General features: G+C 72.2%; 21 protein-coding genes, 1 tRNA gene and 1 pseudogene. 10 read left to right on the forward strand and 13 right to left on the reverse strand.

Features of this window, described 5'->3' with window-relative positions:
- Positions 1-151 precede the first annotated feature (151 nt).
- The 5 genes from WQO_RS31015 (at position 152) to WQO_RS31035 (ending at position 4,455) form a co-directional block, all read left to right on the forward strand.
- Positions 152-439 carry a DUF3040 domain-containing protein gene (locus WQO_RS31015; protein ID WP_058954161.1) on the forward strand — a complete coding sequence of 96 codons (288 nt, stop codon included), beginning with the start codon at positions 152-154 and terminating at the stop codon, positions 437-439.
- A 122-nt stretch (positions 440-561) separates the two neighbouring features.
- A complete protein-coding gene (locus tag WQO_RS31020; RefSeq protein ID WP_010057946.1) occupies positions 562-1,302 on the forward strand; it encodes a FadR/GntR family transcriptional regulator in 741 nt (246 codons plus the stop codon).
- 179 nt (positions 1,303-1,481) lie between these two features.
- The gene (locus tag WQO_RS31025) at positions 1,482-2,249 is read left to right on the forward strand and encodes a (Fe-S)-binding protein (RefSeq protein ID WP_010057944.1); all 768 of its coding nucleotides are present in this window, start codon (positions 1,482-1,484) and stop codon (positions 2,247-2,249) included.
- On the forward strand, positions 2,246-3,826 hold the full coding sequence (locus WQO_RS31030) for a lactate utilization protein B (protein ID WP_010057943.1): 1,581 nt from the start codon (positions 2,246-2,248) through the stop codon (positions 3,824-3,826). Before WQO_RS31025 ends, WQO_RS31030 begins: the two co-directional genes overlap by 4 nt.
- Positions 3,823-4,455: a LutC/YkgG family protein gene (locus WQO_RS31035; protein WP_010057942.1), complete on the forward strand. Its 633-nt coding sequence runs from the start codon at positions 3,823-3,825 to the stop codon at positions 4,453-4,455. The genes WQO_RS31030 and WQO_RS31035 overlap by 4 nt, the downstream gene beginning before the upstream one ends.
- A 14-nt stretch (positions 4,456-4,469) precedes the next feature.
- Here WQO_RS31035 and WQO_RS31040 read toward each other — a convergent pair whose 3' ends face one another.
- The 3 genes from WQO_RS31040 to WQO_RS31050 all read right to left on the reverse strand — a co-directional run bounded on the left by WQO_RS31040 (position 4,470) and on the right by WQO_RS31050 (position 7,541).
- Complete coding sequence (locus WQO_RS31040) at positions 4,470-6,422, reverse strand: DUF2264 domain-containing protein (RefSeq protein WP_058954162.1); 1,953 nt, start codon at positions 6,420-6,422, stop codon at positions 4,470-4,472.
- A 106-nt stretch (positions 6,423-6,528) separates the two neighbouring features.
- Complete coding sequence (locus WQO_RS31045) at positions 6,529-6,975, reverse strand: hypothetical protein (protein WP_010056868.1); 447 nt, start codon at positions 6,973-6,975, stop codon at positions 6,529-6,531.
- Positions 6,976-7,061: 86 nt separating this feature from the next.
- Positions 7,062-7,541, reverse strand: coding sequence for a DUF309 domain-containing protein (locus WQO_RS31050; RefSeq protein ID WP_010056870.1), 480 nt, complete (start codon positions 7,539-7,541; stop codon positions 7,062-7,064).
- Between the two features lie 110 nt (positions 7,542-7,651).
- Between WQO_RS31050 and WQO_RS31055 the strand changes: the two are divergent.
- Together WQO_RS31055 and WQO_RS31060 are read left to right on the forward strand one after the other, a co-directional pair.
- A pseudogene (locus WQO_RS31055) lies at positions 7,652-10,302 on the forward strand (ATP-binding protein).
- A gap of 50 nt (positions 10,303-10,352) precedes the next feature.
- Positions 10,353-10,426 (forward strand) — tRNA-Pro (locus WQO_RS31060).
- A 176-nt stretch (positions 10,427-10,602) separates the two neighbouring features.
- Here WQO_RS31060 and WQO_RS31065 read toward each other — a convergent pair.
- Positions 10,603-11,355: an SDR family NAD(P)-dependent oxidoreductase gene (locus tag WQO_RS31065; RefSeq protein WP_010056860.1), complete on the reverse strand. Its 753-nt coding sequence runs from the start codon at positions 11,353-11,355 to the stop codon at positions 10,603-10,605.
- Positions 11,356-11,488: 133 nt separating this feature from the next.
- On the opposite strand from WQO_RS31065, the gene WQO_RS31070 reads away from it, so the two are divergent.
- Positions 11,489-12,118, forward strand: a complete 630-nt coding sequence (locus WQO_RS31070) for a TetR/AcrR family transcriptional regulator (RefSeq protein ID WP_010056859.1) — start codon at positions 11,489-11,491, stop codon at positions 12,116-12,118.
- Positions 12,119-12,206: 88 nt separating this feature from the next.
- Here the strand turns inward: WQO_RS31070 and allB are convergent, their stop codons facing one another.
- The 9 genes from allB to WQO_RS31115 all read right to left on the reverse strand — a co-directional run bounded on the left by allB (position 12,207) and on the right by WQO_RS31115 (position 20,824).
- Positions 12,207-13,544, reverse strand: a complete 1,338-nt coding sequence (gene allB / locus WQO_RS31075) for an allantoinase AllB (protein ID WP_058954163.1) — start codon at positions 13,542-13,544, stop codon at positions 12,207-12,209.
- Positions 13,545-13,606: 62 nt separating this feature from the next.
- The gene (locus WQO_RS31080; RefSeq protein ID WP_010064682.1) at positions 13,607-14,332 is read right to left on the reverse strand and encodes an aspartate/glutamate racemase family protein; all 726 of its coding nucleotides are present in this window, start codon (positions 14,330-14,332) and stop codon (positions 13,607-13,609) included.
- Positions 14,333-14,355: 23 nt separating this feature from the next.
- On the reverse strand, positions 14,356-15,837 hold the full coding sequence (locus tag WQO_RS31085) for an NCS1 family nucleobase:cation symporter-1 (protein ID WP_029182766.1): 1,482 nt from the start codon (positions 15,835-15,837) through the stop codon (positions 14,356-14,358).
- Positions 15,838-16,184: 347 nt separating this feature from the next.
- The gene (locus WQO_RS31090) at positions 16,185-16,589 is read right to left on the reverse strand and encodes an SHOCT domain-containing protein (RefSeq protein ID WP_010064680.1); all 405 of its coding nucleotides are present in this window, start codon (positions 16,587-16,589) and stop codon (positions 16,185-16,187) included.
- Positions 16,590-16,624: 35 nt separating this feature from the next.
- Positions 16,625-17,134: a nucleotide triphosphate diphosphatase NUDT15 gene (locus WQO_RS31095; RefSeq protein WP_010064679.1), complete on the reverse strand. Its 510-nt coding sequence runs from the start codon at positions 17,132-17,134 to the stop codon at positions 16,625-16,627.
- A gap of 103 nt (positions 17,135-17,237) precedes the next feature.
- The gene (locus WQO_RS31100; protein WP_010064678.1) at positions 17,238-18,137 is read right to left on the reverse strand and encodes an NAD(+)/NADH kinase; all 900 of its coding nucleotides are present in this window, start codon (positions 18,135-18,137) and stop codon (positions 17,238-17,240) included.
- A complete protein-coding gene (locus WQO_RS31105; protein WP_010064677.1) occupies positions 18,134-19,147 on the reverse strand; it encodes an SPFH domain-containing protein in 1,014 nt (337 codons plus the stop codon). The genes WQO_RS31100 and WQO_RS31105 overlap by 4 nt, the downstream gene beginning before the upstream one ends.
- A 68-nt stretch (positions 19,148-19,215) precedes the next feature.
- A complete protein-coding gene (locus WQO_RS31110) occupies positions 19,216-20,004 on the reverse strand; it encodes an SDR family oxidoreductase (protein WP_010064676.1) in 789 nt (262 codons plus the stop codon).
- Positions 20,005-20,194: 190 nt separating this feature from the next.
- Entirely contained in the window at positions 20,195-20,824 is a 630-nt protein-coding gene (locus WQO_RS31115; RefSeq protein WP_010064675.1) for a TetR/AcrR family transcriptional regulator, read from the reverse strand.
- Between the two features lie 162 nt (positions 20,825-20,986).
- Between WQO_RS31115 and WQO_RS31120 the strand changes: the two genes are divergently transcribed.
- Together WQO_RS31120 and WQO_RS31125 are read left to right on the forward strand one after the other, a co-directional pair.
- Positions 20,987-21,883: a phosphatase PAP2 family protein gene (locus tag WQO_RS31120; protein ID WP_010064673.1), complete on the forward strand. Its 897-nt coding sequence runs from the start codon at positions 20,987-20,989 to the stop codon at positions 21,881-21,883.
- Positions 21,880-22,842, forward strand: coding sequence for a DMT family protein (locus WQO_RS31125; RefSeq protein ID WP_010064672.1), 963 nt, complete (start codon positions 21,880-21,882; stop codon positions 22,840-22,842). The genes WQO_RS31120 and WQO_RS31125 overlap by 4 nt, the downstream gene beginning before the upstream one ends.
- The last annotated feature ends 42 nt before the right edge of the window (positions 22,843-22,884 follow it).

Genomic DNA, 22,884 nt, shown 5'->3' on the forward strand with positions numbered 1-22,884 from the left:
ACCCCCGGATATGGGTGCTGTCCCTGATGGCCCCCCAAGGGGCTCCCCGACGACCATGAGGTCCAGGGCCCCGGGGGCCCTGCCCCGTGCCGCACCGCGGGGGCCGGGTCTGTGAGGAGCCGACAGGTTTCCGTACCGGGAGGGAGACACCATGCCCACGTACGACGAGCGGCTGCGCGATCTGGAGGAGCAGCTGCGTCACGACGATCCCGGGTTCGCCGAGGCGATGTCCGACGGGACCCCGCGCTCCCCGCGCGAGTACCGCCGCCGCAACGCCTGGCTGTGGCTCGCCGTCGGTCTCGCCGCCCTGGGCATGGGCATCGCCCTGGGCCACGGTCTCCTGATCGCCGCGGGCCTGGTCGTGGCCGGAGCGGCGGCCCACCTCTTCGACCCGCAACGCGGGCGCCTGCACGGGCGGGACATCCCCGGTACGCGATAGCGCGCCCTCTGCCCTCGGCTCCCGCCGACGGGGCCTCGGCTCCCGTCGGCTCTGTGGTCCGACCACATGCTCCGTGTGACATAGGCTGCATGTCCGGATCCGGCCGAGGCAGGGAGTGACGGATGCCCGTCGAATGGCAGCCCGTGCAGCAGTCCCGCACCCATGAGCTCGTGCTCCGCAGCATCGAGGAACGGGTTTTCGCCGGAGAGCTCCGGGCCGGTGACCGGCTGCCGCCCGAACGGGAACTTGCCCCGGTGCTCGGCGTCAGCCGCTCCGCCCTGCGCGAGGCGCTGCGGGTGCTGGAGACCATCGGCGTCCTGGTGGCCCAGCCCGGCCGGGGACCCGATGCCGGGGCCCGGATCGTGCGCAACCCGGACGACGCCCTGGGCCGACTGCTCCGCCTGCACTTCGCCCTCGGCAGCTACAGCCTCCACGACGTGCTGGAGGCCCGGGTGGTTCTGGAGCGGTCGAGCTTCGAGGGCGCCGCGTGCCACGCGCCGGACGAGGACCTCGACGAGGCGGAGGAACTGGTGGCGGGCATGGCGGAACGGGGGATCGGCGTGAGCGCCTTCAACGATCTGGACACCCGCTTCCACGTGCTCATCGCCCGCAGTTCCGGCAACGCCCTGACGTCGACACTGACCTCCGCCGTACGCGAGTCCGTGCGGCCGCTGATCCTGCGTGCGCTGGAAGCCGCCGAGGACTGGCCGGCCACCGCACGTGCCCTCAACGCCGAACACCGGACGCTTCTCACCCTCGTCCGGGAGGGGAGCGGCCCGGAGGCCGCCGACCTGGTGGAGTGGCATATCCGCGGGCTGCACGGAACGTTGGTGGAAGGCCCCACCGGCCCCACCACCTCTTAGGGGTCCCGAGGCCGCCCGGCCCGCCCGGATGATTCCCGCCCGTGCCACGCGATGCCGGACGTTCCCTTCAGCGGCCTGCGCCTAGTATGGTCCGACCATAGAAACCTCATGGTGAAACGCGGCGGACACGCACACCCTCACCCCCCGACCGCCGCGGCGCACCCGACCGGGGAGGCCCCATGCGCATCGGACTCTTCGCCACCTGTCTGGGAGACACGCTCTTCCCCGACGCGGTTAAGGCAACCGCGATCCTGCTCACGCGCCTGGGCCACGACGTGGTGTTCCCGCCGGGACAGACCTGCTGCGGGCAGATGCACATCAACACCGGTTACCAGCGTGAACCCGTGCCCCTGGTACGCAACTTCGCGGACGGGTTCGGTGACGCCTCGATCGAGGCGGTCGTGATGCCGTCGGGCTCGTGCGCCGGCTCCGTCCGGCACCAGCACCGGATCGTCGCCGACCGTTACGGGGACGCCGCGCTCCGCGCCGGGGTGGACGCCGTCGCCGCGAAGACGTACGAGCTCTCCGAACTCCTCGTGGACGTCCTCGGCGTCACCCGGGTCGGCGCGTACTTCCCGCACCGGGTGACGTACCACCCCACCTGCCACTCCCTGCGCATGCTCCGGGTCGGAGACAAACCGCTCCGACTCCTGCGCGCGGTCGAGGGGATCGACCTCGTCGAGCTGCCCGGCGCCGACTCCTGCTGCGGCTTCGGCGGCACCTTCGCGCTCAAGAACGCCGAGACGTCCACCGCGATGCTCCACGACAAGACGGACAACATCACGGCCACCGGGGCGGAGGTGTGCACCGCCGGGGACTCCTCCTGCCTGATGCACATCGGCGGCGGGCTCTCCCGTATCCGGTCCGGCACCCGCGCCCTGCACCTCGCCCGGATCCTCGCCGCGACCCGCACCACGCCCGACGTCCTGACGGAGGCCTCCGTATGAGCACGTTCCTCGGCATGCCCGCCCCGCCGCCCCGCTCCCCGTACGGCACCGGCAACCTCCGCGGCGACCGTGCCTTCCCCCGAGCCGCCCACGACGAACTGGGCAACGAACAGCTCCGCCGCAACCTCGGACGGGCCACCGGCACGATCCGCGCCAAACGCCTGAACCTCACCGGCGAACTCCCCGACTGGGAAGCCCTGCGCGACGCCGGCTCCGCCATCAAGACCGACACCATGAACCGGCTCCCCGAACTGCTCGAACAACTGGAGCGCAAGGTCACCGAGCGCGGCGGCACCGTCCACTGGGCGCGCGATGCCGCCGAGGCCAACGCGATCGTCGCCCGCCTCGTGCGGGCCACAGGCAGCGACGAGGTCATCAAGGTCAAGTCGATGGCCACCCAGGAGACCGGACTCAACGAGCATCTGGAGTCCGTCGGGATCACCCCGCACGAGACCGATCTCGCCGAACTCATCGTCCAGCTCGCCGACGACAAGCCCTCGCACATCCTGGTGCCCGCCATCCACCGCAACCGGGACGAGATCCGGCAGATCTTCCTCGACCACATCCCCGGCGTCGACCCGGACCTGGACAACGTCCCCGCCCACCTCGCCGCCGCCGCGCGCGGCTACCTCCGCGAGAAGTTCCTGACCACGAAGGTCGCCGTCTCGGGCGCCAACTTCGGCATCGCCGAGACCGGCACCCTGGCCGTCGTCGAGTCCGAGGGCAACGGCCGCATGTGCCTGACCCTGCCCGACACCCTCATCACCGTCATGGGCATCGAGAAGGTCCTCCCGCGCTACCAGGACCTGGAGGTCTTCCTCCAGCTCCTGCCCCGCTCCTCGACGGGGGAGCGGATGAACCCCTACACCTCGCTGTGGACCGGAGTGACGCCCGGCGACGGACCACAGGACGTCCACCTGGTCCTCCTCGACAACGGGCGCACCGCCGCCCTCGCCGACGCCATCGGACGGGCGGCCCTCAACTGCATCCGCTGCTCCGCCTGCCTCAACGTCTGCCCGGTGTACGAGCGGACCGGCGGCCACGCGTACGGATCGACCTACCCCGGGCCCATCGGCGCCGTCCTCACCCCGCAACTGGCCGGCATGCACGCGGCGAAGGACGATCCCAACAGCTCCCTGCCGTACGCCTCCAGCCTCTGCGGAGCCTGTTTCGACGCCTGCCCGGTCAAGATCGACATCCCCTCGCTGCTGGTGGAACTGCGCCACCAGCACACCGAACAGACCGGCGTCACCCCGGAGAAGCTGGCGATGAAGGGGGCCGCCGCCGTGATGCGCCGCCCGGGCCTGTACACCGCCGCACAGAAGGCGTCCGCGCTCGGCCGGGTCGCCGCGGGGCGCGACGGGACCATCTCCCGGCTGCCGCCACCGCTGAGCGGCTGGAGCGACAGCCGCGACACCGCGGCCCCGCCCCGGGAGACCTTCCGCTCCTGGTTCGCCTCCGACGAGGGCAGGGCCACCCTGCGGGCAGCGGCGAGCGAGCAGGACGGCGACATCACCGAGGAGGGCGGCAAGCAGGCCGACCGGAACAGCGACCACAAAGAGGAGGACGCGACATGAGCAGCGCCCGCGACACCGTCCTGGGCCGGATCCGCGACGCCCTCGCACTGGCCCCGGCACCCGCCGTCGTCGTCCCGCGCGCCTACCGCACCGGCCGCACCCTGCCCGACGACGAACGCCTCGCCCTCTTCACCGACCGGCTCCTCGACTACAAGGCGCGCGTGCACCCCTGTACGGCGGACCGCACCGCCGAGGTCATCGGCGAGGCCCTCCGGGAGCACGGAGCGCGGCGCATCGGCGTTCCGGCCGGGCTGGACGCGCGCTGGCTTGCCGGGTACGACGGCGAGGTGCGGGAGGACCACCCCGACGTCTCGGCCGCCCAACTCGACACCCTGGACGCGGTGGTCACGGCATCGGCCGCCGGCTGCGCCGAGACCGGCACGATCTTTCTGGACGGTTCGCCCGGCCAGGGCCGCCGGGCGCTGTCCCTCGTCCCCGATCTGCACGTGTGCGTCGTCGACCTCTCCACCGTCGAGGCGGGCGTGCCCGAGGCGGTGGCCCGCCTCACGCCCGAACGGCCGACGACGCTCATCAGCGGGCCGTCCGCCACCTCCGACATCGAGCTGGAGCGGGTGGAGGGCGTCCACGGCCCCCGCACCCTGGTGGTGGTGATCCGCACGGACGTCTAGGGCCTGCGGAGCCCCTACCCGTGATCAACCGTCACCGTGCCCCGGCCGAACGCGATACGCGTGCGCGCCCCGTCCTCCGTCCAGCACACGGTGACCGTGTCACCGGCCACCTCCACCCGTTCCACCACTTCGCCCAACACCGCGACCACGTTCTCGTCCACGGCCTTGTCCACGGCCTCGTCCGGCACTGCGGCTTCCGGATCGGCGGTGAGGGAGGCGAGGGCCACCAGAACCGCCGTGCCGGTCACCTCGGCGCCGAGCCGGGGCACGGTCACCCAGCGCGCGAACGCCGTCCCCCGCGGGGCCCGTACGTCCTCGGGCGCTTCCCACCCGTGCAGTCCCCGCAGCATGGAACGCACCGGGCCGTCCGGGTCGGTCGCCCAGCCCGTCAGTTCGGCCCGCGCCCCGTCCGGCGCGCCCAGCACCCGGTGCACCCGCAGTTCGTGGCGGCCCCGCGCCACGGTCACGCTCTCCACCCGCAGCCCCGGGACGGTGGACGGGCCCGCCGGGAAGACCGGCAGATGCCAGGAGGCCGCCCAGCCCCAGCCGTCGCCGTGCCCGGACCCCAGCGGACGGATACGCCGCCGGGCACTGCGCGCCCCGCCGACCGTCACCGACAGATGGTTGTCCGCCGTGTTCTCCGCCGAGGTCGGACCGGTCACGGTGGAGTACGCGAGGCGGGCGTAGTGCGGGTCCTCGTCGGCCGCCGACTCGCCCTCGTCCGGGCGGACATGGTCGCTGCCGTGGTTGTGCAGCCGCACCACGCCGTCCGCCGCCGTCGACTGGACCAGAAAGCCCGCCGCCGGAACGGACAGCACCCGGTCGTGACCCTCGCTCGGAGCCGCCTCCTCCGGCGAGGCCCACAAAGGATGCCCGTCCGGGGCCAGGAGAGCCACGAAAGCCTTCGACGCCCAGTAGGGGGACGCGGGACCGGAATAGGTCTGCAGCGTCGCCGCGTGCGGACCGTGCCAGCCGAGGCTCAGCAACCCGTCGTTCCCGACCGCGCCGCGCTCCAGGAAGTACCGAAGAGACCCGCTGACCACGCGCCGGGAAGCTCCCGGGGTGAGCGGAGTATGCCCGGTCACCGCGCCCAGACCCACCCCCGCGCTCGCCGCGAAGCGGTAGGTCAGCGAGCGTCCGAAGTGCAGCGGGGCCCCGTCACCGCCGAACATCAGCGAGAAGCTCTCCAGATGCTCCCGCAACCGCGCCCCGTGGAGCGCCGACTCCTTGTCGTCGCCGGCCAGATGGGCGTCCAGCAGCGGGTACAGGTGCAGCGCCCAGCCGTTGTAGTGGTCGAAGGCGCGCCCGTCCCCGTCGGCGTACCAGCCGTCGCCCCGGTACCACTGCTCCAGCAGCTCCGACGCCCGCTCCCGGGCCCGGACCGTCTCCGCGTCGCCCCGGCCCACCGACTCGAGGAACCCGGCGACGGTGTACGGGAAGAGGTACCAGTTGTTGCCCGCCGGAACATGCCGCAGCGCGCCCCGCAGCCACTGCTCCGCCCGGTCCTGTACGTCGGATGTCAGCCGGTCCCACAGCCAGGGCCGGGCGAGCCGCAGACCGAGGGCCACCGACGCCGACTCCACCATGGGCTGTCCCTGCACATGGTGGTCGAGGATCAGCGGCCAGGACTCCGCGTCGTCCCGGCCCGGCGTCCGCGTCCCGGCGTCGAGCCCGTCCGCGTACCGCTCCAGCAGACCGTGCGGGTCCTTGCCGCCCGCCCCCGCGACCCGGAAACCCGCCGCCAGGAACGTCCGCGCGTATCCCTCCAGGCCGTCGGAGCGGACCCCCGAGTGCGACGGGGGCCCCGGCAGGTCGAGCCGGGCGCCGCCCGGCGTGGCCCACTTCCAGGCGGCCTGCAGCAGGCCGTCGGCGGCCGCCTCCCAGTGGGCGCGGGTGTATCCGGTGTACGGGCTCGACGTGCGGTCTTCCGGAGGGAGTCCGAAAAGGTCACCAGCTGAGGCGTTCATGCGTGAATCCTGATCGACCGATCAAGGAGGGTCAATGGATCGATCATGGGTGGCCTCAATCGATCAAACGATCAGGGCCGGGGTCAGGAGCGAACAGGAATCATGATCAGGGAAGCAGCAGCCAGTCCGTTCCCACGGCGGCCAGCAGTCCCGCTCCCAGCAGCCAGCTGGCCAGCCGGGTGCGGCCGTTCCTGCTCAGCTCGATCATCACGCCGCACAGGATGAGCGCGAGTCCGTAGACGCCGACGACGAGCACCGACGAACGGCTCGCGATGCGCAGCGCGAGCACGACGGCCATCGCGGCCATGCCCAGCGCGGACAGCACGATCCGCAGGCGCCGGGCCTGACGCGGGGTGAGTCTCTTCCCGTCCTGACCGTCCTGACCGTCCTGACCGTCCGGTGCGTCGAGCGCGTGGTCCTCCGCATCCGCCTTGCCGTCCGCCGCCTCCCCCTCGGGCTTGGCTTCGGCCTCCGAGGCGGTGTCGGTGTCCGTGTCGGCTATCGGAACGTCGGCGTCCCTGCGCTGGTCCTGATCCTGGTCAGAAGTGCTCATGGAGCCGGATCGTAGTAGCTGTACGGACCCCGGGTTCGCGGACCCGGATCTTCCGGTCGTACGCCCCACCCTTCGGGCTATCCGGGCTATCCCCGCAGACGGGGTGCCTCGGCCGCCGCGTCCACCGTCGGACCCGACTCCACCCTGGCCGCCAACTCCCGAGCCCAGTCGGACAGTCCGGCGACCTCGATCCTGTACGGCCCGGACCCGGCGAAGGGGGCGAGCGCCCCCGCGCCCCGGCGCAGCAGCCGCGCCCCGCCCGCGGTGTTGCCCCGTGCGGAATGGGTCAGTCCCACCGCGAGCTGGGCCAGCCCCCGCCAGAGTTCGCGTTCGTCCTCCGGACCCGACTTCCAGGCGTCCTCGAAGACCTCGTGCGCATGGAACGGCATCCCCGCGTCCAGCAGCCGCTGCGCCTCCGCGAGCGTCTGCGCAGGTGTGCGGACGACTCCCTCCGGCTGCCGTTCGACGCCCGGTGCTCCGTACGGCAGGGGACGGCCCAGTCCGTCACGGGGGCGCGCATTGCGCGCCCGGCCCTCGGCATCACGGTCTCTGCGCGTCTCGTTCACTACTCGATTGTGCCCCGCACCTGCAAGGAATCGTGCGAACCCTGTCGACGAGCACCCGCGCACGACTAGGCTCGACCGTCGAGAAGACTGCCTCTGTGGGAAGGGTGGGCATGAAGCCGTCCCGGCCGTTGTACGAGCGTGAACCGGAACTCGCCGCCGCTGCCGAGGCGGTGGACGCCCTGTGCGGGGCGCAGGCCGTCGGAGGGCTCCTGGTCTTCAGCGGAGAGGCGGGGCTCGGCAAGACGGCGCTGCTCGCCGAGATCCAGGCGATGGCCGCCGACCGCTGCACCGTGTGGTCCGCCCGGGGCGGCGAGACCGTCACCTCCGTACCGTTCCATGTCGTACGGCAGTTGCTGCAGCCCGCCCTCGACCGGTTCCCGCCCGACGAGACCCGGGCCCTGTTCGGTGACTGGTACGAGATCACCGCCCCGGCCCTGGGTCTCGCCGAGCCGAGCGGTCCGCAGCCCGATCCGCAGGGTGTGCGCGACGGCCTGGACTTCGTCGTCGGCCGGCTCGCATCCCGGCTCAGCCACCGGCCGTTGCTCCTCATCGTGGACGACGCCCACTGGGCGGACGGCGAATCCCTCGCCTGGCTGGCCTCGTTCACCGCCCGCCTCGGCGAACTGCCCGTCCTGGTGGTGCAGGCCCACCGCCCGCAGGAGCTGGCCGAACGCGACGCCAACTACATCGCCGACCGGGAGGCCGAACGAGGCGGCAGCCAGGGCACGGTGACCCGGGTCGCTCTGCGAGCTCTGACCCCGGACGCCACCGCCGTACTGGTCCGCGCGGGCCTCGGCGAGCACGCCGACGACCCGTTCTGCCGCGAGGTGTGGGCCGTCACCGGAGGCAATCCGTACGAGGCGGTCGAGCTGGTCGCCAAGGTCCAGGACCGCGAGCTGCCACCGGTGGAGGAATCCGCGGGCGAACTGCGCGAACTGGGCGCGTCCGCACGGGGCAGCGGGCTCGTCGCCCGGCTGGAGCGGCTCGGTACGAACGCGAACCGGTTCGCCTGGGCCGCCGCGGTCCTCGGCACCGACATCTCCCAGGAACTGGCCGCCACCCTCGCCGGAATGAGCTCGGCGGAGGCCGCCGACTGCACGGCCCGGCTGCGCGACGCCCGTATCGTCAGCGGCTTCGACCCGCTGGAGTTCGTCCACCGCTGATCGCGTCCGCCGTCTACCGCTCGATCCCGCCGGCCACCCGCACCGCCATGCACGGGCGCGCCGCCTGGGCGATCACCCGCGCCGGCCTCGGCGCCGCCGCGGCTTCCCGGCATCTGCTGGAGGTCCACCCGGACGACGACCAGGAACTGGTCGCGCAGCTACGGGAAGCCGCAGGCCAGCATCTTGCCGTCGGCGCGCCCGAAGCCGCTCGACGCTGCCTGGAGCGGGCCCTGGAGGAGCCGCCGCGCCCCAAGGACAGGGCGGTCCTCCTCTACGAACTGGGCTGTGCGACCCTGCTGAGCTCCCCGCCCAGGACGGTCCAGCACCTGCGCGCCGCCCTCGACATGCCGGGGCTCGACGACGGGCTGCGGGTCGACGCCACCTTCCGGCTCGCGGCCGCGCTCGCCCACAACAACCAGCTCAAGGACGCGGCGCTGTCGCTGGCCGCCGAGGCCGCCCGCACCGGCCCCGGCCCAGGGCTGATGCGCCTGCAGGCGGCGCACTTCATGTGGGAGGGCATGCAGGCCGCCGAGGACGACGGGCCGTCCCGCTCCCGGCGGCTCACCCGTAACGCCGACCACCTCAAGGGCCGCGACAACGGGGAGCGGGCGCTGCTCACCCTGCGGGCCTTCGACGCCATGCTGCGCGGCGAGAACGCCCAGCTCATCGTCGACCTCTGTGAACGCGCCCTGGTCGACGGCAGCCCTGCCCGGGGCCTCGGCTGGACCGACTCCGAGTGGGGTTTCGAACTGCCCACCATGGTCGGTATCACCTACACCTTCGTCGACCAGCTGGACCGCGCCGAGAGCCTCTTCGGCGAAGCGGTCCGGGCCTTCGAGATCTCCGGCTGGAGCGGCGCCCACCTGGCGTTCGCCCACACCCTGCTCGGCATGGTCCACCGGCGTCGCGGCCGTCTCGCCGAGGCCGAGGGCTTCCTGCGCGAAGGGCTCCGCCTCGCCGACCGTGTCGGCTCCGGACTGCCCGTGCACTGGGACGCGGCCTGCCTGCTCATCGACACCCTGCTGGCCCGCGGCCGCACCGACGAGGCCCGCAAGATCGCCGACCGGTACGACTTCGGCCCGCCCTACCCCAGCGCGATGGTGCTGCCCGACGGACCGTGCGTGCGGGGCCGTCTCCTGCTGGCCGAGGGCCGCAAAGAGGAGGCGATCGCCGAGCTCGAAGCGGCGGGCGCCGCCCTGGAGCCGCGCGAACGCTTCAACGGCATCTGGGCTCCCTGGGCGGGTGACCTGGCACGCGCCCAGGCCGAGGACAACCCGGCCCGCGCGGCGCACCTCGCCGCCCGCAACCGGGTCCACGCCGAACGCTTCGGCACGCCCACCGCCCTGGGCGAGGCCCTGCGCTGCGTAGCCCTCTTCGCACCCCCGGAGCGCTCCGCGCAACTGCTCGCCGAGGCCGTGGGCCACCTGGAGAAGTCCTCCTCCGCCTACGAGCACGCCCTCGCCCGGGTCGACTACGGCATCGCGATCGGATCGCACCGGGAGCTGGCCCGCGCCCAGAAGCAGGCCATGGCCTGCGGGGCCGAAGGGCTGGCTGCCCGCGCCCAACAGGCACGCGCGTCGATACGGTCCTCGGAGTGAGGTAATGTTTGTCCTGCGCGGCCACCCGGAGCAACCGGGAGGAAACGCAGCGGGACGTGGCGCAGCTTGGTAGCGCACTTGACTGGGGGTCAAGGGGTCGCAGGTTCAAATCCTGTCGTCCCGACTGGAGACAGTCGTGGATCAGGGCCGGTTTCGGAGCAATCCGAAACCGGCCCTGATCATTTGTGGGGACCGCTCGGGAACAGGCGGAGTGCGGGCGTCCGTGACGGGTCAGCTGAACGCCCACGGTTGACGGTCCGGTTGGCGATGACGGCGCCGGTGCGGCAGTGCCGGCTCGGGTCAGGCGGCCGTCGCAGGGGACTTCGGGGGTTCGACCGCGGTGAGGCCGCCGTCCACAGGGATGACGGCCCCGTTCACGTACGAGCCGCCGGGACCGGCGAGGAAAGCGATCACCTCGCTGACATCCTCCGGCCGGGCGACGCGGCGCAGCGGGATCAGGGGGATGTACAGGTCGAGATACTCGACCGGAGCGCTGGTGTAGACCGGGCCGGGCGCGACCGAGTTGACGCGCACCCCGGACGGTCCGTACTCGGCGGCCCAGGAACGGGTCAGGGCGTTCACCGCTCCCTTGGTGGCGGCGTAGACCGCGTTGTAAACGTCTCCCATCACGGCTGCCCCGCTGCTGACGTTGATCACGCTACCGCTGCCCCGCTCGGCCATCTTCGGAGCCAGGGCGGCGGTCAGCGCGTAGACCGCCCGCACGTTGCCGTCGAGCATGGCGTCGTACTGCTCGCCGGTGATGTCGGCGCTGAGGCCGAAGCTGGCTCCCGCGGCGTTGTTCACCAGTATGTCCACGTCGCCGGCTTCCCGGGCCAGCCGGGCCACGTCCTCCTGGTCGGTCAGGTCGGCGGCGATGAACCGGGCCGTGCCGCCGTCGGCCTCGATCCGGGCGACCACCTCGGCGCCGCGCGCGGCGTTGCGGCCCATCACCACGACGCTCGCACCCCGCGCGGCCAGGGACCGGGCCGTCGCGCGGCCGATGCCGGAGGTGGAACCGGTGATCAGGGCGGTCTTGCCGGTCAGCTCACTCATGTCACGCTCTCTTTCTTCGGAAAGGTGTCCTCACAACGGGCTCGACCAGCAGAAAATTCCGTACCGATCGATCGGTTCAGAACTGCCTCAGTAGTTGCGCACCGGTCGGTACGGAATTGATAGGCTCGATGGCATGAACACCCAACGGAGCGCGCCGGTCGGACGGCCCAGGGGCTTCGACGCCGACGAGGCTCTCGAGAACGCGATGCGGGTCTTCTGGCAGAACGGCTACGAGGGCGCGAGCCTGCCCGACCTCACCGAAGCCATGGGGATCAGCCGCACCAGCATGTACGCGGCCTTCGGCAACAAGGAGGAGCTGTTCCGCAAGGCTCTGGCGCGTTACGCCGATGGCCCGGCCTCGTACGGTGCCGAGTCGGTGGCCGAGCAGACTGCCCGCCGGGTGGCCACCGTCTTCCTCCATGGTGCGGTCCGGAGCAGCACCCTGCCGGGCTACCCGACGGGGTGCCTCAGCCTGCGGGCCTCGTTGATCGGGGGCGATGGCGGGCAGACGATCCGCGACCTGCTGGCGGCGTGGCGCGACGAGACCAGCACCCTGTTGAGCGAGCGCTTCCGACGTGCGGTCGACGAGGGCGACCTGGCCGCAGGAACCTCCCCGGACCTGCTGGCCAGGTATCTCATGACGATCGGCAACGGCGTCGCGATTCAGGCTGCCGGCGGTGCCGAGCGCGCCGACCTCGAACGGATCGTCGACGCCGTCCTGCAGAGCTGGCCGCCGGATCTCTCGGGGCCTGACGAGCCGTAGTTTCCTCACCGCCGGCACGGCCGGGCGAACAGCACGCCGCCCTCGACCTCTGCGCTACGCGCGGGGCGCGTCGGGCGCGCCCCACGCGTCATCCGTCGCGCTGAAGGAGCTGTCCGGTGGGTTCGCCTATGACGCCTTGGTCCGCGATGCGCTGACCACGCAGCCAGGTGGACGTCACGACTCCGTGCAGGGTCTTCCCGGCGTAGGCGGTGACCTGGTTGCGGTGGAAGAGCTCGGCGGGGTCGACGGTGAAGGTCGCCTCGGGGGCGAGGACGGCGAAGTCGGCGTCGCGGCCTGCCTCGATGGCTCCCTTGTGGGTGAGCCCGGCGAGTTCGGCGGGTGCCGTGGACATCCAGCGGGCGACGTCGTCGAGGGTGTGGCCACGCCGGCGGGCCTCGGTCCAGATGGCGGGCAGGCCGAGCTGGAGGGAGGAGATGCCGCCCCAGGCGGAGGCGAAGTCCGGGGTCTTGAGGTCTGTGGTGCACGGGGAGTGGTCGCTGACGATGCAGTCGATCGTGCCGTCGGCGAGCCCCGCCCACAGGGTGTCCTGGTTGGCGGCCTCGCGGATCGGCGGGCAGCACTTGAACTCGGTGGCCCCGTCCGGGACTTCCTCGGCGGTGAGGGTCAGGAAGTGCGGGCAGGACTCGACGGTGACCCGGACACCCTCGCGCTTCGCGGCGGCGATCAGCGGCAGCGCGTCGGAGGACGACAGGTGCAGGACGTGAACGCGGGCGTTCAGCCGCTTGGCGTGGGCGATGAGGTTCTCGATCGCGGTGTTCTCCGCGTCGCGGGGCCGGGAGGCCAGAAAGTCGGCGTACTTCCGCCCGTTCCTCTGCGGGGCCGCGGTCAGGTGGTGCGGGTCCTCGGCGTGGACGATGAGCAGTCCGCCGAATCCCGCGATCTCCGCCATGGAGCGGGCCAGTTGCTCCTGGTCCAGCTCCGGGAACTCCTCCACCCCGGAGGGCGACAGGAAGCACTTGAAGCCGAACACGCCGGCGTCGTGGAGGGGGCGCAGGTCCTTGACGTTGTCGGGCAGGGCGCCACCCCAGAAGCCGACGTCCACATGGGCTTTCGTTCGGGCGACCTCCTGCTTGACCAGCAGGTTCTCCACCGTCGTCGTCGGAGGGAGCGAGTTGAGGGGCATGTCGACGATCGTCGTGATCCCCCCGGCCGCCGCGGCCCGGGTGGCGGTCCAGAAGCCCTCCCACTCCGTGCGGCCGGGATCGTTCACATGGACGTGGGTGTCGACGAGACCGGGGAGGACGACCTGGTCGCCGACGTCCTCCCGCCGTGCCGAGGAGGGAACTTGGGCGTCGTAGGGCAGGACCGCGTCGATCGTCCCGCCCGCGACGGCGACCGCCGCCGGGCGGGTGCCCTCGGGGGTGACGACGCGCGTCGAACGCAGAACCAGTTGTATGTCGGGCACGGCGGCCCTCTCTTTCTCAGTCGTGACGTCTCGGCGCTGGTCCGGGGTGGGGACGGACGGTGTCAGCGTGCGGAGGGCGGCCAGTTGATGATCTTCTTGGGCCGGGGCGGAGCGTAGGTGCGCACCTTCGACGTGGACAGCCCGAGGCGCACGAGGGACTCGGCGATGGTGACCGCGGCGGTGACGCCGTCGACGACGGGCGCCCCGGTCCGTTCGGCGACGCGTTCGGCGAGCCCGGACATGCCTCCGCAGCCCAGACAGATCACTTCTGCCCGGTCCTCCTCGACGGCCCGGCCCGCTTCTTCGGCGATGGCCGCGACGGCGGCCTTCTCGTCCCGTTCGAGATCCAGTACGGCGAGACCGCTGGCGCGTACCGAGGCGCAGCGCTCGCTCAGCCCCGCCGCGTGGAGCCGCTCCTCGATCAGCGGGACGGTGCGGTCGAGGCTGGTGACGACGGAGTAGGTGCGGCCGAGGAACTGCGCCGTGCTCGCGGCGGCCTCGGTGATGTCGACGACCGGGACGTCGAGAAGCTCCTGGAGTCCCTCGCGGCCGTGCTCGCCGTAACCGGCCTGGATGACGGCGTCGAACGGTTCCCGGTGCGCGCGTACGGTCTCCATCACGGCGATGGCCGCGAGGTAGCTTTCGTAGTTCCCTTCGACGGACTCCGCCCCGAAGAGCGGGGTGAGGGGCACGATCTCGGTGCCGGGCGAGGCGGCGGACGCCGCCTGCTCACCGATCGACGCGGTGATCGACTCGGTGGTGTTGACGTTGACGACGAGGATGCGCATGATCCGGTCTCTCCGCTCGGGGTCTATTCGGCCGCGACGGCGATGGCCTCACCGTCGACATCGCTCATCGCGGACGTGCGGTCCGCGATCAGGGCGTACAGCACGGCGGCGAGGACGGCCCCGATGAACCAGGAGAATCCGGCGGCCGTGTGGAAGAACGGGACCAGCGCGATGACGACGGCGACGGTCGCACTGGGGACGAAGGCGGCGATCGCGCGGGGGTTGACTCCGCGGCGGTAGTGGTAATCGCCCGCCGGGTCCTCGGAGTAGAGCGCGGGCACGTTCACCCGGGACCTGCGCAGGAGCCAGTAGTCGGCCATGATCACGCCGAAGAGCGGGCCGAGGAGCGCCCCGAGTCCGCCGAGGAAGTAGTTCACGACGACCGGGCTGTTGTAGAGGTTCCACGGCAGGATGACCAGGCCCGCGACGGCGCTCACGACGCCCGCCCGGCGGAAGTTCAGCCGGCGCGGGAAGAGGTCGATGAGCGCGTAGATCGGCGCCACGAAGTTGGCGAGCAGGTTCACGGCGACCGTCAGGGCGATCAGCGCCAGGGAGGCCGTCGCCAGGAGGAACATGTTCGGGATGGTCCGGACGATGTCCGTGGGGCTGGTGATGACATGCCCGTCGAGTTTGAACTGCGCCCCGCTGAGGACGATCACGATCACCGCGAAGAAGATCATGTTGACCGGGATGCCGATCACGTTGCCCCAGATGATGGAGCCACGGCTCTTGGCGGAGCGGGTGAAGTCGCAGAAGTTCAGCACGAACGTCCCGTAGATCACCACCCACAGCGCGGCTGCCTGCAGGATCTGCAGCCACATCTCGCCGCCCACCAGCGGGGCGTCGACGGAGACGGAGATCGACCAGTCCGCCCGTACGAACATCCAGACGGCGAGGGCGCACATGGTGATGAGGGTGGTGGGGGCGGCGAACGCCATGTACCGCCGGATCATCTGCATGCCGTAGCTCACGATGAGCAGTTGGAGGGCCCACAGGGCGAGGAAGGTGATCCAGCCGAGCGTCGACTGCCCGAGCACGGAGTTCGTGTCGAGATCGCGCAGTCCGGGGAACATCGCGATGAGCAGGGCACTCAGCACCGCGGAGGCCAGGTAGGTCTGGATGCCGAACCAGGCGATGGCGACGACGCCGCGGACCGCGGCCGGTATCTTCGCGCCCCTGATCCCGAAGGCGATCCGGCTCATGACCGGGAACGGCACGCCTGTCTTGTGGCCCATGAAGCCGGAGAGCGTCAGCAGGAGGAAGAGCAGCACCGACGCCAGCAGGAACGCCGCGAGGATGCCCCACACATTCAGCCCGAGCGCGAAGAGGCCGATCGCGAACGCGTAGTTCCCCAGGCTGTGCACGTCGTTGGCCCAGAGCGTGAAGACGTTGTACGCGCCCCAGCGGCGCCCCTCACGTTTCGTCGGGGCGAGATCGTAGGTGTAGAGCGTCGAACTGGTCGCACCGTCGCTCTGCTCGGACGGACGTTCCTCCACTGCTGTCATCGATCGGCCCCTCTGCATCCTCGTCAGGGTCCCGACGGAGCCCGTCGTACTGCGCCGGGGGAGGCGGTCGACGGGGATCCGGGCGACCGGACGTTTGGCTGATTCCACAAAGTGGAAGTTGATTTCCGCGAGAGGAAACGTAGTTTTCGCCAAAGAGCAACGTCAAGGGTTCGGAGGGATCTGCTCGCTCTGCGGACCGAATGATTCCGCTCGGCACCCGCGCCGATGGCCGGACGGATCGTCGTGCCACTCGACGCGGCGCACAACGCAGACGGCCGGGGTGTCAGCGATGTGCGCTGACACCCCGGCCTTGTATCTCGGGGGAGGGGGAGGGCTGGAGCCCGGTCTCAGGCGAGCAGCTTCGCCTTCGCCTGTTCGTACTCCTCGGCGTTGATCGCGCCCTTGTCCTTGAGTTCGGCGAGCTTCGCCAGGTCGTTCACGTGGCCGCTGCCGCCCGAGCCGCCCTCCGTCCCGGCGGCCCGGCGTACGTAGTCACGGAACGCGGCCTCGGAGTCCTTGGCCAGCTTCTCGTCGCGCTCGTGCATGCTGCGTCCGCGGACGATGAGGTAGATCAGCACGCCCACGTAGGGCAGCAGGATGACGAGAACCAGCCAGCCCGCCTTGGCCCAGCCGTTCAGGGAGTGGTCCCGGAAGAGGTCCGTGACCACCTTGAACAGCAGGAAGAACCACATGACCCACAGGAACAGGTACAGCATGGTCAGGAAGAGGTTCAGCAGCGGGTAATCGTCCATGGGGGCCTACTCCGATCGTACGGATGGTCCCTTATTCATACAGCTGGTCCGATTGGTCCGCATCCGGCGATCCGCAGAACGTGCGCGGGCGGATGGCTGATGCCCAGCTCCGGTCGCCAGGCCGCCAGGATCTGTGCCGACGGGTCGAAGAGCGGGGCCGGCGGCTCCTCGGGCGCGGTCCACCGCCAGGTGCTGATCAGGTGCGGCTCGGTCACCTCGGGGTCGCCGGTGGTGAGCCGTACGACGGCCGCCATGCTGATGCGGTTGATCCCGCCGATCACGTCGTGGACCATCGCGATGACGTCCACGGACGCCTCGTCGACCACCAGGCCCGTCTCCTCGCGCAGCTCCCGCACGGCCGCCGCGGCGATCGACTCGTGCGTCGCGTCGACCTTCCCGCCCGGCAGCTCCCACGTACCGCTGTGATGCCGGCCCAGCAGCACGCGCCCCCGGCCGTCCTCGACGATCACCCCGACTCCGAGGGCCGCCTGGGCCACGGGCGGGCGGGTGTTGCGGGCGGGCGCGGTGACGGGGTCGGCCGACATGCTGCTGGTTCTCCGCTCTCCGGTGCGTGTGCGTGTGCCTGTGCGGTACGCGTACGGGGGACGCGTGCGGACCACCGTAGCGAAACCGCGGAGCCGGGCACGCTCAGATCACCAGGCGCAGCGATCTCTCCGCGATACCGAGCCGGACGCTCTGACCCCAGGTCAGCTCCAGCGCGTCGGACTCCATCCCGTCGCCGAAGACCACGATCCGGTCCGACTCGACGGTCAGCCGCAGCGCCTGCCCGCGCGCCAGTTCGCCCGCCACCCTCGACGTGCCGGTCGCCGGCGACGGCCAGGCCTCGCGTACGAACCACAGGAGGCGCGCGTCGCACGGCGCGGGCAGCGGCAGCGCGCTGCCGCGCTCCAGCCACAGCGAGCGGAGCCAGCCGGTCGCGCCCGTGCCGGTGCCGACCAGCACCCCGGAGGACGCCTGGGCCTCGCCGGGGGCGTTCTCGCCGTCGTCGCCCAGCCGGTAGCGGGCCGTCTGGTGTCCGGGTGGCCCGAGGTAGATCTCGTTGAGGGCGATGAGGCGCTGCGTGTCGTCGGCGACGGCCTCGACCATGGTCAGCTCCTCGGCCTCCCCGCCGGTCGCCGTCGCGGCGCGCAGCAGGGCCGCCGCGTCGGCGTGCCGGTGGCGTACCAGGACGCCTGGGTTGCGCCCCGGGGCGGTGTCGATGCCCACCACCGGCTGTCCGGCCAGGTACTTCGCGGTGTTGGCGACCAGACCGTCCTGGCCGACCACGACCACCACGTCCTCCGGCGCGAACAGGAAGCGGTCCAGGTCCGCCCGTTCCACCCGGGTGGAACGCCAGGTGAGCGGCACCGCCGCCGCCACCTCGCGCAGCGCCTGCCGGGTGTCCTCGTGGCGGCGGGCCACCTCGTCGATCGAGCGGCCCCGGCTGGACAGGAAGAACGCGGCCTGCCCGTGGGTCCCGTGCCGGGCGAGCAGCTCCTCGTACTCCGTCCGCCGGTGGACGAGCACCGCCCGGGGCGCCAGGCTCACGCTCCCGCCCCGCCTTCCGGACGGCCGAGCTTGGCGAGCAGCCCGGTGAGGACGTCGGGGGAGAGAGTGAGGCTCTCGATGCGCGGCAGGTTCTCCGCGAGCCGGGTCGCCGCCAGGGCGTGCAGCGTGGCCGGATCGACCTCGCCGTGCACCCGCAGCCACGCGGCCTGCGCCTCGGCCCGGGCCCCGCCCGTCTCCCGGGCCGCCTCGGCCTCCGCCCGGGCCAGCCGCACCTTGCGGGTGGCCTCCGCCTCGGTCCGTACGCCGTCGGCGGCGGCCTTCTCCTCAGCCTCGCGGCGGGCGTTCGTGCCGCGCTGCTCGACCAACTGCTCCTCTCGCCGGGCCAGTTCGATCTGGCTGGCCAACTCGTTCTCGGCGATGGCGCGTTCGCGCTCGACCGCCACGGCCCGCCGCTCGTAGGTGGCCCGGTCCGCCTCCTGCTGGATCTGCTCGCGGGCCGGGGTGCGCAGGGCGCGCTCGACCTCGGCCTCGGGGCGGATCGCGACGACGCGCACGGCCACCACGTCGATGCCGGTGGCCGGGAGCCGGGGTTCGGCGGCGAGGCCGGTGGCGACCCGTTCGCGTACGGAGGCGACGCCGTCGACGAGGGCGGCGGCCAGCGGCGTGCGGGCCAGGACGTCCAGCGTGTGCTGCTGCGCTGTCTCGGTGAGGAGGGTGGCGATCTGCTCCAGCGGTGCGCCGCGCCAGCTGCCGGTGTCCGGGTCGACGGAGAAGTCGAGCCGGTTCGCCGCCTCGGCCGGGTCGCTGATCCGGTAGGTGACGGTGGCCTGCACGGTGACGTCCTGGAAGTCGGCCGTTCGGGCGTGGAACGCCATCGCCAGCTCCCGGTCGTCCACCGGCACCTCGGAGAGGGCCGCCGACAGCGACCGGTACCAGAAGCTGAGCCCCTGCCCGTCGTGGGCGAGCTTGCCGCGCTTGTGGTGGCGGATGTGAGCGGTGGGCGCGGAGCGCAGGTGGCGCCAGCCGAAGCGCCGGGTGATGTCGGCCATGATGAGAACCCCCTTGATGTCGTCATAGCGACGATAAGGGGTGGATGTTATTAGAGTCAAGGTGACTATTAAGGGGGTCCGGGATGGCGGCCGACCGTGTACCTGGCCGGGATCTCGCCGCCCCCGTGCACGGCGAGGTCGGCGCCGTTGACGTACGAGGAGAGGTCGCAGGCCAGCCAGAGGCAGGCCCGTGCCACATCGTCCGGCTCCGCCAGTCGCCCCATCGGAACGACGCCCGCCACCGCGTCCCCGCCGTCCTCCCCGTACAGCGCGGCGGCGTTCTCGGTCCGGATGAGGCCCGCCGTGATGTGGTTGACCCTCACCCGTGGTGCCCATTCGAGGGCCAGCGCCCGGGTCAGCCCGAGCAGGCCCGCCTTGGCGGCGGAGTAGGCGGCGGTGCCCGGCTGCGGGGCATGGGCGGAGACGCTGCCGATATTGATCACGCTTCCGCCGCCCGGCTGCTCCCGCATCACCAGGTTCGCCGCCTGGGCCGTGTAGAAGGGGGCGAGGAGGTTGAGCGCTACCACCTTCTCCACGAAGCGCGGCGAGACCGTCGCCGCGTCGGCGTCCGGGGAGCCGCCGGCGTTGTTCACCAGGACGTCGAGCCGCCCGAACCGCTCGGCGGTAGCGGCGACGACATCCGCCGCCGCCATCGGATCCCGCAGGTCCGCCACCTGGAACGCCGCCTCGCGCCCGCCCGCCGACGGCAGGACGGCCGGAGTCGAGCGTCCGCAGACCAGGACGTCCGCGCCGCTCGCCAGGAAGGCCCTCGCGATCGCGGCGCCCAGGCCCCTGGTGCCGCCGGTGACGAGCGCGGCCCGTCCGGTGAAGTCCATCGCGTGGGACTGGTCGTCCATGGCCGGCCTCCTGCACCGGAATCTACCAAGCGCTTGTTAGGTACGGTAGAGGGAGGCGCGGGTGCGGATACCCGGGCGGCCGGTGACCTCTGAGGAGGTCACCGGCCGCCCGGGCGGTGCGCCGCCCCCGTCCCCACGGTGCGGCGCGGGTGGACCGTCCCCATCCGCCGGGACGGGCGGTCCGCGTCTGTCAGGACTCCGGCGCCCCCGCCGTGAGCCCGAGGCCCGGGAGGATCGCCAGCTCCACGAACCGCGTCAGATACGCGGCGTCCGCGTAACGCCCCTCCAGCAACGGCCGGGCGCGCAGCACGCCGAGCAGCTGGGCCGCCACGAACTCGGCCGCCGGGAGGTCGGCCGCGATCTCGCCGCGCTCCTGGCCCCGCCGGACCATCGCGTCGATCGCCGCGACCTCCGGCAGGATCAGTGCCTCACGCAGGGCGCACAGCAGCTCCGGGCTCTGCAGCGCGGCATGACTGAGGGCGTGCATCAGCGGGGTGTCGCTCCCCGAGGCCTCGCCGATCGTCCGCGCGGCCTCCAGCAGATCCCCCGCCAGCGTCCCGGTGTCGATCTTCGGGAGCCGCATCCGCCGGGTGCCGTGCAGTGCGGCCACCACCAGCTCCGGCTTGGAGCCCCACTGCCGGTAGAGCGTCGACTTCCCGCACCGGGTGCGGGAGGCGACGCCCTCCATCGTCAGCGACTCGTAACCGCTCTCCCGCAGCAGCTCCAGCACCGCCGCGTACAGCTCCTGCGCCCGCTCCGGTGTGATCTTCGACCGGGGGGACGAGAGGGCTGACTCCGGTACGGAATCGGGCGACGGCATGGGCTGTACCTCCAGCGGCGGTGCGGTGAGGTTCTCGATACGCCAGTGTACCGATACGCGCGTGTACCGATACGCCGACGTATCGGTACACTGGCGTATCGATACGGCGTGGATCGATAGAACCGGGCCGTCCGCTACCGCTTCGCATCCAAGGGGGCACGGGTGAGACTCGCCCGCACCGAGCCCGCGGACCAGGAGCCGGACATACGTGCCCGACCGCCCCTCGTCCGCGAGTTCCTTCTCGTGGCCGGACTCTTTCTGGCCTACAAGTTCGGCCGCCGGGCCGCCAACGGCCATGTCGAGGAGGCGTTCCGCAACGCGGGGAGCGCCTGGGACCTCGAACGCGCCCTGCACCTTCCCGGCGAGGGCGCGGTCCAGGGGTTGCTGCTGCACAGTCAGCCCCTGATCCACGCGGCGAACACCTACTACGCCGTCGTGCACTTCCCGGCCACGGCCGTCTTCCTGATCTGGCTCTACTGGCGCCGTCCCGCCCACTACGTCCGGTCGCGCCGCGTACTCGCCGCGCTCACCGGCGCCGCTCTGGTGCTGCATCTGCTGTTCCCGCTGGCCCCGCCCCGGATGCTCCCGGCCGCCGGTCTGGTCGACACCGGTCAGGTCTACGGGCCGACGGTGTACGGGCAGACGCCCGCGACCGACACGATGGCCAACCAGTTCGCCGCGATGCCCTCGCTGCACGTCGGCTGGGCCGTGATGGTCGCCCTCGGGCTGATCGCCGCCACCCGCTCCCGCTGGCGCCTGCTGTGGCTGCTGCACCCGGCGATCACCCTGGTCGTCGTGGTGGGCACGGCGAACCACTACTGGCTCGACGCGATCGTCGTCGTGGCGCTGCTCGCCGTCGCCCTCGCCGCGTTCCGGCCGCCGCTGTCCGCCCGGACGGTCCCGGCGCGGCTGCCGGGGCCGGGCGTGTGGGGGAGCGGCGCGGGGGCTCCGGTGCCCGTGTACGCGGGTGGGGGCTCCGGTAGGTACGAGGGCGGCGGGCGGCCTGCGATCTCCGAGGCGCCTGTGGCCTCCGGGACGTACGCGGGTGGCGCCCGATGAACGCCACCCTGCTCGCCGTCGCGCTCTCCCTCGTCTCCGCCGGCGCCTACGCGGCCGCCGCCGTCGCCCAGTCCCGGCTCGCCGGGCGTACCGAACCCGGTACCGGAGTCCTGCGGATGCTGGGCCGGGGCGCCTGGTGGTCGGCGGTCGGCCTCAACGCGGCGGGCGCGCTGCTGCACGTCGCCGCGCTCAACTACGGCCCGCTCACCCTGGTCCAGCCCCTCGGGGCGCTCACCCTCGTCGGCGCCGTCCCGCTCGGGGCGCGCGCCGCCGGACGCCGGGTCGGCCGTACCGAGTGGCGGGGCACCGCACTGACCCTGCTCGGCCTCGGCGCGCTGCTGCTGACCGCGGGCGGCTCCGCGCCGCACGACACCCTCACCCTTCCCGAGGCCCTCGGCGTGGGGGCGGCCACCATGGCGGTCGTCGCCGGGCTCAGCCGGCCCGGGGCCCGGCCGGGCCTGCGGCACGCGGCGGCGTCCGGGATCACCTCCGGGGTCGCCTCCGCGCTCACCCAGACCCTCACGGTCGCCGTCACCGACCACCCCGGCGGCCCGCTGTTCAGCTGGCGGCTGCTGACGGTGGCGCTGCTCGTCTCCGCCTTCGCGATGGGCGGCCTGCTGCTGTCCCAGACCGCCTACCGGGGCGGGCTCGGCGCGCCGCTCGCCGTGGTCACCCTCGCGAACCCGGTCGCCGCCGCCGCGATCGGCCTGGCCCTGCTCGGTGAGCGGCTCCAGGGCGGGCCGGTCAGCCTGGTGCTCGCTCTTCTCGGTACGGCGGCGGCCGTGCGCGGGGTGTTCCTCCTCAGCCGGGCCCAGGCGAGGAACGCGGACCCGGGCGAGGTGCCCGAGGGGCCCGCGCCCGTGGATCCGGTGCCCTCGCGGGTCGTCATCGGCAGCCCTCGTCCCGCGGCCGTCCCGGAACCTGTGGCCGTACGGGCGGGCGGCCTACCGCACCCGTAACGCCGAGTCCTCACGCGGGACGTCCGGGCCGCAGCGGGAACG

Origin of the sequence: Streptomyces globisporus C-1027 (assembly GCF_000261345.2) — a bacterium.
In the GTDB taxonomy this organism is placed as follows: domain Bacteria; phylum Actinomycetota; class Actinomycetes; order Streptomycetales; family Streptomycetaceae; genus Streptomyces; species Streptomyces pakalii.

What these genes read in the sequence shown, in the direction of transcription:
- WQO_RS31015 (WP_058954161.1), top strand. Translation starts at nt 152, where the DNA reads ATGCCCACGTACGACGAGCGGCTGCGCGATCTGGAGGAGCAGCTGCGT.
- WQO_RS31020 (WP_010057946.1), top strand. Translation starts at nt 562, where the DNA reads ATGCCCGTCGAATGGCAGCCCGTGCAGCAGTCCCGCACCCATGAGCTC.
- WQO_RS31025 (WP_010057944.1), top strand. Translation starts at nt 1,482, where the DNA reads ATGCGCATCGGACTCTTCGCCACCTGTCTGGGAGACACGCTCTTCCCC.
- WQO_RS31030 (WP_010057943.1), top strand. Translation starts at nt 2,246, where the DNA reads ATGAGCACGTTCCTCGGCATGCCCGCCCCGCCGCCCCGCTCCCCGTAC.
- WQO_RS31035 (WP_010057942.1), top strand. Translation starts at nt 3,823, where the DNA reads ATGAGCAGCGCCCGCGACACCGTCCTGGGCCGGATCCGCGACGCCCTC.
- WQO_RS31040 (WP_058954162.1), bottom strand. Translation starts at nt 6,422, where the DNA reads ATGAACGCCTCAGCTGGTGACCTTTTCGGACTCCCTCCGGAAGACCGC.
- WQO_RS31045 (WP_010056868.1), bottom strand. Translation starts at nt 6,975, where the DNA reads ATGAGCACTTCTGACCAGGATCAGGACCAGCGCAGGGACGCCGACGTT.
- WQO_RS31065 (WP_010056860.1), bottom strand. Translation starts at nt 11,355, where the DNA reads ATGAGTGAGCTGACCGGCAAGACCGCCCTGATCACCGGTTCCACCTCC.
- WQO_RS31070 (WP_010056859.1), top strand. Translation starts at nt 11,489, where the DNA reads ATGAACACCCAACGGAGCGCGCCGGTCGGACGGCCCAGGGGCTTCGAC.
- WQO_RS31080 (WP_010064682.1), bottom strand. Translation starts at nt 14,332, where the DNA reads ATGCGCATCCTCGTCGTCAACGTCAACACCACCGAGTCGATCACCGCG.
- WQO_RS31085 (WP_029182766.1), bottom strand. Translation starts at nt 15,837, where the DNA reads ATGACAGCAGTGGAGGAACGTCCGTCCGAGCAGAGCGACGGTGCGACC.
- WQO_RS31090 (WP_010064680.1), bottom strand. Translation starts at nt 16,589, where the DNA reads ATGGACGATTACCCGCTGCTGAACCTCTTCCTGACCATGCTGTACCTG.
- WQO_RS31095 (WP_010064679.1), bottom strand. Translation starts at nt 17,134, where the DNA reads ATGTCGGCCGACCCCGTCACCGCGCCCGCCCGCAACACCCGCCCGCCC.
- WQO_RS31105 (WP_010064677.1), bottom strand. Translation starts at nt 19,147, where the DNA reads ATGGCCGACATCACCCGGCGCTTCGGCTGGCGCCACCTGCGCTCCGCG.
- WQO_RS31110 (WP_010064676.1), bottom strand. Translation starts at nt 20,004, where the DNA reads ATGGACGACCAGTCCCACGCGATGGACTTCACCGGACGGGCCGCGCTC.
- WQO_RS31115 (WP_010064675.1), bottom strand. Translation starts at nt 20,824, where the DNA reads ATGCCGTCGCCCGATTCCGTACCGGAGTCAGCCCTCTCGTCCCCCCGG.
- WQO_RS31125 (WP_010064672.1), top strand. Translation starts at nt 21,880, where the DNA reads ATGAACGCCACCCTGCTCGCCGTCGCGCTCTCCCTCGTCTCCGCCGGC.